This window comes from Pseudomonas sp. NFX98 (genome assembly GCF_047784845.1).
Lineage (GTDB): Bacteria > Pseudomonadota > Gammaproteobacteria > Pseudomonadales > Pseudomonadaceae > Aquipseudomonas.
Window position 1 is genome coordinate 23,523 of the sequence record NZ_JBLNNF010000010.1, and the last position, 12,959, is coordinate 36,481.

Consider the following 12,959-nt stretch of genomic DNA (forward strand, 5'->3'; position numbering starts at 1 on the left):
GAGCTAATCTGAAACGTCGCGACCGTTTCGGATGGCCGACCTGACGGCTAACGGCAGACAAGACACGACTTTTGATCCCTCTCCGATGGATAACAGCATGCAGATATTATGGGACGATGGTGAGCGTATCTTCTGCCGGGAAGTACGCTCGGGCGCGGGCAGTGACTGCAGTGTGCTGGTGGCGCGACCTGCTGTCGCACAGCCGCTTCCGGCCTGCCTTGGCCGTCTCACCCACGAATTTGCACTGAAGGACGAACTGGACGGCAGCTGGGCGGTTCGACCGCTTGAGATGGTGCGTGAAGGTGGGCAGATGCAGTTGGTGCTCGAAGATCCCGGTGGCGAACCGCTCGTGCAGTGGCTGGTGGCGCCCATGGAAATCAGCGCTTTTCTGCATCACGCCATCAGCGTCGCGGTGGTCCTGGGCAAGCTCCACCAACGTGGACTTGTCCATAAAGACATCAAGCCCAGTCATATCCTGGTGAACTGCGCTGACGGACAGGCGCGGCTGACCGGATTCGGCCTGGCCTCACGGCTGCTGCGCGAACGACAGGCGCCGGAGACCATCGCCGGCACGCTCGCCTACATGGCACCCGAGCAGACCGGCCGGATGAACCGCTCGGTCGATTCACGCAGCGATCTCTATTCCTTCGGCGTCACCCTGTATCAGATGCTGACCGGCTCGCTGCCCTTTACCGCAACCGACCCCATAGAGTGGGTGCATTGCCATATCGCGAAAAAGCCGCAACCACCGAATTCACGGGTCGAAACCATTCCCGAAGCGCTCTCCGACATTGTCATGAAACTATTGGCCAAAACCGCCGAGGAGCGCTATCAGACGGCTGCGGGGGTAGAGCATGACCTGCGCCGATGCCTGGCGGATTGGCAGAACCTGGGCCGGATCAACGACTTTACGCTGAGTGAGCACGGCACTTCCGATCGGCTGCTGGTGCCCGAGAAACTCTACGGGCGCGAGCGCGAGGTCGAAACGCTGGTGGCCGCCTTCGGGCGAATCGTGGAAAACGGTGCACCGGAGCTGGTGTTGGTCACCGGTTATTCCGGTATAGGCAAGTCGTCGGTGGTCAATGAACTGCACAAAGTGCTGGTGCCGCCGCGCGGAATCTTCGCCTCCGGCAAGTTCGATCAATACCGGCGTGACATTCCCTATTCGACGCTGGTCCAGGCTTTTCAAAGCCTTGTGCGCACGCTGCTCGGCAAGAACGACACGGAGCTGGCGCACTGGCGTGACGCGTTGCAGCAGGCGCTGGATGCCAATGCGCGGCTGATGACCGACCTCATTCCGGAACTCAAACTCATCATCGGCGAACCACCAGCGGTTCCGGCCCTTGACCCGCAGCAGGCTCAACGGCGTTTCCTTCTGGTGTTCCGGCGCTTTATCGGTGTCTTTGCCCGGGCCGAGCATCCGCTGGCCTTGTTTCTCGACGATTTGCAGTGGCTCGACGCGGCAACGCTCGACCTGCTGGAGGATCTGCTGACCAGCCCGGACATGCGCCACCTGATGCTGGTGGGCGCCTATCGCAGCAACGAAGTGGATGTCACGCACCCGCTGTCGAGCAAACTCAAGGCCATTCGCACTGCGGGCGGCAAGGTCGATGAAGTCACGCTGGCACCCCTGGCCAAGGCGCACATCGAGCAGTTGATCGCCGAGGCGCTGCATGACGAGATTGCGCATATCGAACCGCTGGCGCAGTTGGTGCTGGACAAGACAGCGGGCAATCCATTTTTTGTGATTCAGTTCCTGCACGCGCTCGCCGAGGAGCAACTGCTGACGTTCGATCACGATGCACGCCGATGGTGCTGGGACCCGGATCGCATCCATGCCAAGGGCTACACCGACAACATCGTCGACCTGATGGTCGACAAACTGACTCGCTTGTCGGCCGAGACTCAGCAGGCATTGCAGCAACTTGCCTGTCTGGGAAACGTTGCGACTATCACTGCGCTTTCAACCGCCATGGGCATGCCCAAGGCGCAAGTCCGCACGGTGTTGTGGGAGGCGATTCGCCAGGAACTGGTCGAGCGGCTGGATGGCGCGTATGGCTTTGTCCATGACCGCATCCATGAGGCCGCGTACTCACTGATCCCCAAGGATTTCCGCGCCCAGGCTCATCTGCGCATCGGCCGGCTGCTGGCAGCGCAGACATCTTCGGCAGACCTGGAAACGGCGATCTTTGAAATCGTCGGCCAGCTCAATCGCGGTGCCGCGCTGCTCACCAAGCAGAGCGAGCGGGTGCAACTGGCCGGGTTCAACCTGATGGCCGGCCAGCGCGCCAAGTCGTCAACGGCTTACGCTTCCGCGCTCAACTATCTCAGCACCGGTGCGCAGCTATTGGATGAAGACGGCTGGGCGCATCGCCATGAGCTGATGTTCGCACTGGAGTTGAACCGGGCCGAATGCGAATTCCTGACCGGGCAGCTATCGGTCGCGGACGAGCGCCTGACGGCACTGTCCAAACGCGCCGCGACCACGATCGAACGCGCCGACGTCGCCTGTCTGCAAATGGACGTTTACCTGCTGCTCGATCGCAGCGATGGCGCGGTCGCCGTTTGCCTCGACTATTTGCGACACGTGGGCATCGAGTGGTCAGCCCATCCGAATGACGATGAAGTGCGCCGCGAATATGAACAAATCGGCTCGTTGCTAGGGGATCGAGCCATCGAAGATCTCATCGATCTACCGCTGATGAAGGATGCGACATCACTGGTAACCGTCAACGCGCTGGGCAAGCTTTTCGCGCCAGCCTTGCAGACTGATTTCAATCTGTCGTGCCTGTCGATCTGCAAGGCGATCAGTCTCAGCCTCGAGTGGGGCAACTGCGATGCCTCCTGCGTGCTTTACGCCAATTTATTCAGGGTCGCGGGCCGGCGTTTTGGTGACTACCAGGTGGGGTTCCGCTTCGGTCAGCTCGGCTGCGAACTCATTGAACGACGTGGGCTTACGCGATTCGAGGCCAGTACCTACCTGTGTTTCTCGTGTTTTGCTGTGCGCTGGATGAGGCCCGTGGTCGAATGTCGCGAGCTGCTGCGCCGTTCGTTTGCGGCGGCGAACCGCATCGGCGACCTGCCATACGGCGCTTACGCGGGCAACAATCTGACGGCTGACCTGCTATTTGCCGGCGAGGTGTTACCCGACGTGCAAATCGAAGCCGAACGCGGCCTCGATTACGCAAAGACGGTGCGCTTCGGGCTGGTCGTCGACTTCATCAACACCCAACTGGCACTGATCCGCATGCTCCGAGGCCTGACGACCACTTTTGGGCGTCTCGACGACGGCGAGTTGAACGAGCCCGACACCGAAGCCCACTTATCCAGCAACCCGGATCTGGTGCTGGCCGAGTGTCTTTACTGGGTTCGCAAATTACAGGCCCGCTACATGGCCGACGATCTCGGGGCGGCCATGGCTGCTGCCGCCAAGGCGCAGCAGTTACTTTGGGTGTGCCAGTCGTTTTTCGAGGAAGCCGAGTTTTACTTCTATGACGCATTAGCCCGGGCCGCCTGGTGTGACAGCATTTCGGCGGACGAATACGGTCCGCACCTGGGCGCCATGATGGACAGTCACCGGCAATTACAGACCTGGGCGCAACAGTGTCCAGATAATTTTGCCAGCAGGGCGGCATTGGTCGCTGCCGAAATCGCTCGGGTTGAAGGGCGTGTCGTTGAGGCAGAGCTGCTTTACGAACAAGCCATCGACATGGCGCAGAAAAGCGGCTTCATCCAGATCGAAGCGCTTGCCAACGAACTCGCGTCTCGCTTCTACGCCGCGCGTGGCCTGGGCAAGATTGCCCGGGTGTATTTACAGGACGCCCGTTATGGCTACCTGCGTTGGGGCGCCGATGGCAAGGTTCGGCAGCTCGACGCGAAGTATCCATCGCTGCGTACCGAAGAACATCCGCTAGGCTCGACTACCACCATGGCCACGGCGGTCGAACACCTCGACCTGGCCACCGTACTAAAAGTCTCCCAGGCCCTGTCGGGCGAAATCGTTCTGGAAAAACTGATCGATACAGTCATGTTCACGGCCATCGAGCAGGCCGGTGCCGAACGGGGCTTGTTGATTCTCTCGACCTGCGCGGAACACCGGATCGCCGCGCAAGTGACTACCGGCGACAACGCAACGCAATTGCGCGATATCCCGGTCAGTTCTCAGGTGCTACCGGAGTCGGTTCTCTATCAAGTCCTGCGCACCCGCGAGAGCGTTGTGCTCGACGATGCCGTGACCGAAGCGGCATTTTCTACAGACCCTTACATCCGTCAGCATCGCGCGCGTTCGATCCTCTGCCTGCCGTTGATGAACCAGGCCAAGCTGGTAGGCGCGCTCTATCTGGAAAACAATCTGACCGCCGGGGTGTTCAGCCCGGACCGGATCGCTGTGCTCAAACTGGTGGCGTCACAGGCTGCCATTTCGCTGGAAAATGCCCGTTTGTATCGCGAGGTCGCGCAGCGCGAAGCGAAGATCCAGCGTCTTGTGGATGCCAACATTATCGGGATCGTCGTGTGGAATGCCGAGGGGGATATCGTCGAGGCCAATGATGCGTTTTTGCACATGCTGGGTTTCACTCGCGAGGATCTTGTCTCGGGCCTCCTGCGCTGGCGCGAGCTGACGGCGCCGGAGTATCGCGAGCTCAGTGAGCGTTCCATGATGCAGGCGGTGCAAACCGGCCACGCTCAACCTTTCGAGAAGGAGTATTTCAAGAAGGATGGCAGCCGCCTGCCGGTGATCCTCGGCTTGGCCATGTTCGAGGCCAACAGCAAGGAAGGTGTCGCGTTTGTGCTGGACCTGAGCGAGCGCAAACAGGCGGAAGAAAAAATCCGCGAAAGCGAACGGCGCTATCGCGAGGTGCAGACCGAGTTGTCCCACGCCAACCGCGTCGCGACCATGGGCCAGCTCGTGGCGTCGATCGCCCACGAGGTCAACCAGCCGATTGCCGCCGCCATCCTCAATGCCAATGCCGCCCAGCGCTGGCTGAACACCCAGCCACCCGAGCTCGATGAGGTGCGTCATGTGCTCAGTCGGCTCATCCTCGATGCCAACCGTGCAGCGGACGTGCTGGGGCGCATTCGTCAGCACATCCGCAAGGCGCCGCGACAGAAGGGGCCGGTGGACATCAACGCCGCGATCGGCGAAATGATCGAATTTACCCGTAGCCAGATCATGAAGAATGGCGTCGCATTGCAAACCCAACTCATGGACGGTTTGCCCCTCATCGAAGGCGATCGTGTCGAACTGCAACAGGTGTTGCTCAACCTGATCATGAATGCGCTTGAGGCCATGAGCGGGACCGCCCAGGGCGAGCGGCAGTTGCAGATCAGCGTGGCGCCGGGCGAAGCGGGCTACCTGCGGGTGAGCGTCAGCGATTCAGGGCCGGGATTTCTCGTGGATAACACCGATCAGGTTTTCACCTCGTTCTACACCACCAAACCCACGGGGCTGGGATTGGGGTTGTCGATCTGTCGTTCGATCATCGAGGCCCATGGCGGTCGTTTGTGGGCGGGCGCAAACCAGCCATGCGGTGCCACGGTTCAGTTCACGCTTGCGGTTATACAAGAGGGTGAACTGTTTATCAGTGCCTGACTTAATACTTAGGTTTAAGAGGGGCATATCAATGGGTCGAATGAAGTAATCGGATGTACAAATGAAGCTCCGCAACCCCAGCGATACATTAAGCATCAAGGGTTGCGGAGATCTTTATCGTGAAAAGCTCAATAGCCGAAGTGATAGAAAAGTTTTCAGGGATACGTGTCGGCCAGACACTTACTGACTCGCCGGTTGGCTCGCATCTGATCAGTCCGCGCCGGTTTTACGTTCATCACGGCATTCACCTCGGCGGCGGTCGCGTCGCCCACTACGCCGGATACAGCGGCTCGATCAAGCCGGGGCCGATCGAGGTCACGGACCTGGAAGGTTTCGCCAATGGCAGGCCGGTCTGGATACTTCAGGAACAGTGCGAATACTCCAGTGATGAAGTGGTCAGTCGCGCGTATTCGAGAATGGGCGAACGGGATTACAGAATCTTCTCCAACAATTGCGAACACTTTTGCAGTTGGTGCACCCGCGGGAAAAGTTACAGCCTCCAGGTCGAAGCGCTCCTGCATTCTCCACGACGTTTCTTCTCGATGATTTCGGCGTTGCAACTCTGCTTCATAGCCTAGCGCCAGCGAGGGCCGCGATGCCGCTACGGCGGCTCCCTAAGAGCATTCCAGGCAAATTTAGATGCTGTGCTACACTTTTTTTTCCGTCATTTTTTCAAGAGTGCCGTGCATGAACGCACCATCTTGTGAGCCGCAAAGCCATGGTTCGATCGTGTTCGTGGTGGATGACGATGCCTCCATACGCGACGCACTGAGCAACCTTTTGCGCTCTGCCGGCATCCGCGTCGAAACCTTCGCCTCCACCGCGGAATTTCTTCGTCAGCCGAAGACCGACAGCGCCAGTTGTCTGGTCCTGGATGTACGCCTTCAAGGCAACAGTGGCCTGGATTTCCAGCGTCAACTGGTTGAGTCCAACACGACCATTCCGATTATTTTCATCACCGGCCATGGCGACATCGAGATGTCCGTCAAGGCGATGAAGGCCGGTGCGGTGGACTTTCTGGCGAAGCCGTTTCGTGAACAGGACCTGCTGGACGCGGTGTCCACCGCGCTGCAAACCGATATCAAGCGACGGGAAGTCGAACGGCAATCTTCGAACCTGCATGCCGACTATCAATCGCTGACGGCGCGTGAGCGAGAGGTCATGGCGCTTGCCGTCAAAGGCCTGATGAACAAGCAGATCGCCGGGCAGATGAACCTCAGCGAAATCACCATCAAGATTCACCGCTCCCATGCCATGAAAAAAATGCACGCCAGGTCCTTTGCGGATCTGGTGCGCATGGCGGAGGCGTTGGGAGTTGGGCATAGTCACTAAGCTGCGTCGGCTGGTTGGCGCCGATGACGATTGCCGCGCACGGAACGACAAATCGCCTATAAGTTGCTGCTCGTCTCATAGTTGGCACTCAAGCGAACAAAATTATTGAAATAAATAACAACAAGCTTTAAATGAGAAGCTCACTGGCACATTGCTAGCAGTCGGTGAGTATCGCCAGTTTCTGGCTCAGGGAGCGCTGATGAGTTTTCGTACACGGACCGACTCCCCACGGCAATCGACCGATTGCGCAGTAGCGTCACTTCAACATAAAGATTACCCGGCTACTGTCGGCATGGATTGCGTAGGCAGCGCGGGCACGATCGAACAATTGCTGGACTCAGCGCGCATCTGGCGCCATACCACCGCGTGGGTGTTTTACCGCGCAGGTGAACAAATGCATTGCGTCGGGCAAGGCGACCCACGGACGCAGTGGCCTTTAAACATCGACAATGAAGCATTTGAAGCCTTTTGCCGGGCCCGGCGCTTGCACCGCTGGCCGACCGGTAGGGGCGAAAGTGTGCTGGGCTGGCTACTCGCGCCAGAAGACGAGGCCGCGGAACCGGCGCTCGCCGAATTTGCCCTGCACCTGGGTGTTGAGCTACAGACCAACACCCTGGCACGTGCGCAGATTACTCAACGTGTGCTGTATGAAATCACCTACCTGGCCAGTTCAACCCGCGACCGTGCCGTGTTTCTGGTGGGGGTTCACCGGTTGCTGGCCAGCCTGATTGACGCCGAGAACTTCTATCTGGCGCTGTACGACCCGCACACCGGCAAGATCGACTACCCGTATTACGTCGACATCATCGACGTTGATGCGCTGGAGTCCGAGAACTACGAATACCTTGTCCCTTCGCGCCTGTCATTGACCGGCCAGGTGTTGACCACCGGCCAGCCGCTGCTGATCGACGCCGCCGGTATTCTCGCGGCTCAAGCGGAGGGGCGTTTCTATTGCGTGGGTGATCGTCCCGAGTTCTGGATGGGCGCGCCGTTGAAAAACGCTTCGGATGAAGTGTTCGGCATGCTGGCGATGCAGGTCTATGACGTTGCGCGTATTTACAGCGCTGAAGACCGCGCGTTGTTTCTGGTAGTGGCGCGCCATGTGGCCATGGCGCTGGGCCGGATTCTGCACCGAGAGGAACTGGAGCAAATGGTGATGCGCCGCACCCTGGAGCTTTCGGCACTCAACGATGCGCTGAGGCAGGAAGTGGCGGACCGCGAGCGCGCCGAGCATCTGCAAAGCGCGCTGTTCCAGATTGCCGAACTGTCGAGCCAGTCTGGCGACATGGCTGAGCTATTTCAAACCTTGCATGGCATCGTCGGTGATCTGCTGTTCGCGCAGAACTTCTACATTGCGCTGTTCGACGACGCGACCAGTGAAGTGACTTTTCCCTATTACGTGGATGAGCGGCAGACCATCTGCCCGCCAGCGCGGCGTGGGCGTCGGGGGCTGACCGAGTTCGTGATCCGCCAGCGCCGACCTTGCCTGATTGACGTCGGCGAGGCAGAACGATTGTCTGCAAACGGTGAAATCGAACTGGCTCAGGAGTCGGTCCGGTCCTTCTCCTGGCTGGGCATTCCCTTGTTCGATGGCGACATGGTGCGAGGCGTGCTGGCGGTGCAAAGCTATACCTCGCACGTGTGGTACACGCTGCGGGACCAGGAACTGTTGACGTTCGTGTCGCGGCACATCGACACCGCGTTGTCGCGCCGTACCGCCGCCGAAGCGATCCATATCGCCAACCTCAAGCTAGAAGCCCGGGTGCAGAGTCGCACCCGTGAACTCGATCACGCCAATGCCAAGTTGCAGCATGAAAACACTCACGATGCGCTGACCGGGCTGCCGAATCGCACCTACCTGCAACAGCGGCTCAATCTGGCCTGGTCACGCTTTGGCAGCCACGGCGGGCACCTGGCGGTGATGTTCATCGATCTCGACCGTTTCAAGATGGTCAACGACAGCCTCGGCCACCATTTCGGCGACCTGCTGTTGATGCAGGCCGCCCACCGCTTACGCGGTTGCTTGCGCGAAACCGACATGCTGGCGCGCCTGGGCGGCGACGAGTTTTCGGTGCTCGCCCCAGAAGCATCGCTGGACGTGGTCATCGAAATCGCCGAACGAATCCTGGCGGCGTTCGACCTGCCGTTTTTCATCAATGGCTATGAAGTTTTTTCGTCTTGCAGCATCGGGGTTGTCAGCGCCGACAGCCAGTTCCATCACGAGCCGGCCGATTTGCTGCGCGATGCCGATGCGGCGATGTACCGGGTCAAGAGTGCCGGGCGCGACAGCTATGCGGTGTTCAACCAGGAAGTGCGCCGCGAAGTCTCGGACCAGGTCGAGCGGGAAGGGGCCTTGCGCAATGCGCTCAAGCGTACCGACGAACTGCTGCCGTATTTCCAGCCGATTGTCAGTGTGGAAACTGGCGAGCTGTTAGCACTCGAAGCGCTGATCCGCTGGCATTCGCCGGACGGCCGGGTGATCGCGCCGGGCGAGTTCCTGCCGGATGTCGAGGGTTTGCGCCTGATCGGCCGACTGGACTTGTACATGCTGGCCAGCATCGCCGCGATCCTCGCACAACCGCAACACGCCAACTGGCCTGCGGTGCACGTCAATTGCTCCAGCTACAGCATGACCCGTCCGGACTTCGCCAGTGATGTGCTGGCGTTATTGGCGCAACACGGCGTCGAGCCGTCGCGGATCTGCCTGGAGTTGACCGAAGGTGCGCTGGTGGCTGAGCCGGCGATTGCCAAGCAGACCATGCAGCAACTGGCCGACAACGGCATGTCGGTGGTGCTCGATGACTTCGGCGCAGGGTTTTCATCCCTGAGCTACGTGCATCAATACCAATTCAGCGGCTTGAAAATCGACAAGTCGTTCATCCTCGAACTGACCACCAGCGCCCGCAGTCGCGCAATCGTCCGGGCCATCGTGCGCATGGCCGAGTCGCTGGACCTGAGCGTGGTGGCCGAAGGTGTCGAGGATCAAGCGACGCTGGACCTGCTGCGCGAGATGGGCGCAGGGCAGGCCCAGGGTTATTACTTTGCCAAGCCGATGGGGTTGGCGGCGTTGTTGGCGAGTTCGGTGATGGGTGGCTGATGGCGTCTCCTACGTATGGAAAAAACGTTTGGGACGGCATGGGGCTAGGGCAGGAGATATCTTGTTGTCGATTATTTCCTCGCTGGCAAGACGGCCCACTACCGCCGCCAGAGTGACGCCAGGGTGCATCGTGCAAACGTATACGCCACCGATATCGGGTAGGTAGCCGACGATGGGAATACCATCGCCAGGCATGGGTCTGAGTCCGACGCAAGCCACTTCCGGCTCGATGGAAACAACCCCATGGAGTTCGTTCTGGATGGCCCGAGCGGTGCGCAGCGCGATCGCCATGAGTTGGTTTTCGCAAGCGTCTCCCAAATAATCTTCTGCCGCCAGCAGCGTGCCCTCCGGGCCTTGCCTTACCTCCATTTCGGGGCTGGAAATGATGGTGTTCACGAGATTGGATTGTGTCTTGTAGCGGATGAAAACCGCTGGGGAGGCCTCGATGGGAAGAAGGATTTTCAGCGTCTGGGTAAGCTGTGTGATACCGGTCCCTGCGGCCAGTACGACAATATCGGCCTCGATGATGCCGGTTACCGTTTTGACTCCCGTCACCCCTGCATCACGGGTTGTAAAACCCACCACCTGAGTATGCGTCAGAACCTTCGCACCATGCGCTTCAGCACCCGCGATCAAAACCTGTGTTGCCTGCACTGCCTCGAGGGCGCCTTCTTCGGCGACATACACGGCATGCTGAGGGGGATTCTTGAGGTTCGGCTCAAGACCCAGAATCCGCGAGCGGGATATCAGGTTGGCCGATGATTGGATATCCGGGGGCCCTTCATCCAGGTTTGCGCTGTAGGACAGAGAACCTGTCCAGCGTATCGCCAAGTCGGGCAATTCGGTTTCGAGTCGGTGGTATTCCTGAATGGCTGCACCGCGCAATTGCGCAATGGGATCAGGTCCGCTGTGTGAGGCATTGATCCATGCGAATGAGGTTCCCGTCACCCCGGACGCGATGTCTTCAGCCTCGACCAAGGTGACATTCGCACCTTTGCCAGCCAGGTGATACGCCAAGGAAGCGCCCACGATGCCAGCGCCGATGACAATGACCCGTTTGCCTGCGCCAATTCCCATATCAGACTCCATTCTGTTGAGCCGATAACGGTACTACATTCCAAGAGTCAGAATGACCTTCACTGAGTGGTGTACTAACCAGTTGCCTGGAGCCAAAAGCACATTTGTTACGCCCACAAAAAACCCGGCTGATCGGGCCGGGTTTTTTGTGGGTATTGCGTTGTCGCGATGTGTTCAGGCGACGGTGTTGCCTTGCAGGCGATCGGAGCCATCAGCGGCGACAGTGTTGCCTTGCAGACGGTCGGAGCCATCGGCAGCGACGGTGTTGCCTTGCAGACGATCGGAGCCATCAGCGGCAACGGTGTTGCCTTGCAGGCGGTCGGAACCATCAGCAGCCACTTCGTTACCTTTCAAACGGTCCGAACCATCGGCAGCGACGCGGTTTTCGATCAGGCGATCAGAACCGCCTTCAGCCACACGATTCTGGATCAGACGATCCGAACCACCTTCAGCCACACGGCTTTCAATCAGTCGATCCGAGCCGCCTTCAGCGACGACAGGTTGAGCAGAAGTTGCGGCGAAAGCGTTAACTGCGAAGATCGAGAAAGCGATGCTGAGGATGGTTTGGCGTTTCATGATCGTGTGCTCCGGGGTGTTGTTGGTTGGTATGGAGCTGATGTTACGCCGCGGATTTTTTAAGAGAACTTCATTGAAGTGATTGTGAACATCGACGGCATTGATAGGGCGAGCGGAACACCGCTGGTAGGCGTGATGATGCGGAGCCGGGATTGCGCCAGTACATTGATTACATTGCGGATCAACTGTAATGCGCCACCGCGTCATTATCAGCAGCGCCGATCACAAATAGAGTCAGCCCGACGATTTTGTCTACTGCATCGCTAAGGTGTCTCTCATGATTCAGAGCATTTTCAAAACGGCTGGTTTGGCGGCACTTCTTGTTGCAGGTGCAGCCGTGCCGTTTGCCCAGGCACAACCCTTGCCCCTCGATAAAGTCGGCGCTTTACACAACGAAGACGTGGAATGGCGCAGCTTTCCCGCGTTCCCGAAAGAAGTGAAACTGGCCGTAATCGCCGGCGATCCGAGCAAGCCTGCACCCTATGTCGTGCGAGTCAAAGTGCCCAACGGCACCAAATTAATGCCCCATACCCATCCAGAAAATCGTATCTATACCGTCATGTCCGGCGTTTTCTACATTGGGTTTGGCAAGGTCTTTGATCCGGACAAACTGGTTGCTTATGGGCCGGGTAGCGTCGTGATACTGCCGGCCAATACGCCGCACTTTCACTGGGCGAAATCCGGGGAGTACGTCTCACAGGTTTACGGCACGGGGCCGTTGGGGCTTGAATACATTGATAGCCATGATGATCCTCGGAATGCGTCCAAGTAGGAGACGCTCAATATTGAATCTGGCCTGGAGCCTTGCATGAAAGTTGGCGTGATCTCCGATACCCACGGCCTGCTGCGCCCCGAAGCCTTCGCGGCGTTGCAGGGTTGTGAACGGATTATTCACGCAGGCGACATCGGTAAACCGGAGATCCTTGAACAACTGGCGGCGATTGCGCCGTTGTATGTCGTGCGCGGGAATAACGACCAGACGGCCCCGTGGGCAGAACTCGTCGTTGATCACTTGAGTTTCGACCTCAACGGTTGGCAAACCTTGCTGGTGCATGACATTGCCGATGTGCCCGCGCTGCTTGATGCGGGCACGAGGCTGGTGATTACCGGACATTCCCATAAGCCACGCATTGAGTGGCGCGGGGAACGACTATTCCTCAACCCGGGCAGCGCGGGGCCGCGGCGGTTCAAATTGCCGGTGACGTTGGCGTTGCTGGAAGTGGAGGAGGGGGCGATTGAGCCGAGGTTGGTTTCGTTGGTGGAGTGAGTGTTATCTGATGGAGACCG

The 12,959-nt window shown here is 59.0% G+C and carries 7 protein-coding genes and 1 pseudogene; 6 read left to right on the top strand and 2 right to left on the bottom strand.

Annotated features, from left to right (window positions below; translation table 11 throughout):
• Positions 1-97 precede the first annotated feature (97 nt).
• From ACM110_RS14950 to ACM110_RS14965, 4 genes and pseudogenes are all read left to right on the top strand, one after another.
• Positions 98-5,590 (top strand): AAA family ATPase, encoded by a 5,493-nt coding sequence (locus ACM110_RS14950; protein WP_416128364.1) that lies wholly within the window; start codon positions 98-100, stop codon positions 5,588-5,590.
• 185 nt (positions 5,591-5,775) lie between these two features.
• A pseudogene (locus ACM110_RS14955) lies at positions 5,776-6,168 on the top strand (lecithin retinol acyltransferase family protein); the annotation flags it as partial.
• 109 nt (positions 6,169-6,277) lie between these two features.
• On the top strand, positions 6,278-6,922 hold the full coding sequence (locus ACM110_RS14960; protein ID WP_416128365.1) for a response regulator transcription factor: 645 nt from the start codon (positions 6,278-6,280) through the stop codon (positions 6,920-6,922).
• Between the two features lie 199 nt (positions 6,923-7,121).
• Positions 7,122-10,019 carry an EAL domain-containing protein gene (locus tag ACM110_RS14965; RefSeq protein WP_416128366.1) on the top strand — a complete coding sequence of 966 codons (2,898 nt, stop codon included), beginning with the start codon at positions 7,122-7,124 and terminating at the stop codon, positions 10,017-10,019.
• Between the two features lie 9 nt (positions 10,020-10,028).
• Here ACM110_RS14965 and ACM110_RS14970 read toward each other — a convergent pair whose 3' ends face one another.
• Both ACM110_RS14970 and ACM110_RS14975 read right to left on the bottom strand, forming a co-directional pair.
• Positions 10,029-11,096 carry an NAD(P)/FAD-dependent oxidoreductase gene (locus ACM110_RS14970; RefSeq protein WP_416128367.1) on the bottom strand — a complete coding sequence of 356 codons (1,068 nt, stop codon included), beginning with the start codon at positions 11,094-11,096 and terminating at the stop codon, positions 10,029-10,031.
• Between the two features lie 174 nt (positions 11,097-11,270).
• Positions 11,271-11,672: a hypothetical protein gene (locus tag ACM110_RS14975; RefSeq protein ID WP_416128368.1), complete on the bottom strand. Its 402-nt coding sequence runs from the start codon at positions 11,670-11,672 to the stop codon at positions 11,271-11,273.
• Between the two features lie 277 nt (positions 11,673-11,949).
• Between ACM110_RS14975 and ACM110_RS14980 the strand changes: the two genes are divergently transcribed.
• Positions 11,950-12,444 carry a cupin domain-containing protein gene (locus ACM110_RS14980; protein WP_416128369.1) on the top strand — a complete coding sequence of 165 codons (495 nt, stop codon included), beginning with the start codon at positions 11,950-11,952 and terminating at the stop codon, positions 12,442-12,444.
• 36 nt (positions 12,445-12,480) lie between these two features.
• Positions 12,481-12,939: a metallophosphoesterase family protein gene (locus tag ACM110_RS14985; RefSeq protein ID WP_416128370.1), complete on the top strand. Its 459-nt coding sequence runs from the start codon at positions 12,481-12,483 to the stop codon at positions 12,937-12,939.
• Positions 12,940-12,959 lie beyond the last annotated feature (20 nt).

What these genes read in the sequence shown, in the direction of transcription:
- ACM110_RS14950 (WP_416128364.1), top strand. Translation starts at nt 98, where the DNA reads ATGCAGATATTATGGGACGATGGTGAGCGTATCTTCTGCCGGGAAGTA.
- ACM110_RS14960 (WP_416128365.1), top strand. Translation starts at nt 6,278, where the DNA reads ATGAACGCACCATCTTGTGAGCCGCAAAGCCATGGTTCGATCGTGTTC.
- ACM110_RS14965 (WP_416128366.1), top strand. Translation starts at nt 7,122, where the DNA reads ATGAGTTTTCGTACACGGACCGACTCCCCACGGCAATCGACCGATTGC.
- ACM110_RS14970 (WP_416128367.1), bottom strand. Translation starts at nt 11,096, where the DNA reads ATGGGAATTGGCGCAGGCAAACGGGTCATTGTCATCGGCGCTGGCATC.
- ACM110_RS14975 (WP_416128368.1), bottom strand. Translation starts at nt 11,672, where the DNA reads ATGAAACGCCAAACCATCCTCAGCATCGCTTTCTCGATCTTCGCAGTT.
- ACM110_RS14980 (WP_416128369.1), top strand. Translation starts at nt 11,950, where the DNA reads ATGATTCAGAGCATTTTCAAAACGGCTGGTTTGGCGGCACTTCTTGTT.
- ACM110_RS14985 (WP_416128370.1), top strand. Translation starts at nt 12,481, where the DNA reads ATGAAAGTTGGCGTGATCTCCGATACCCACGGCCTGCTGCGCCCCGAA.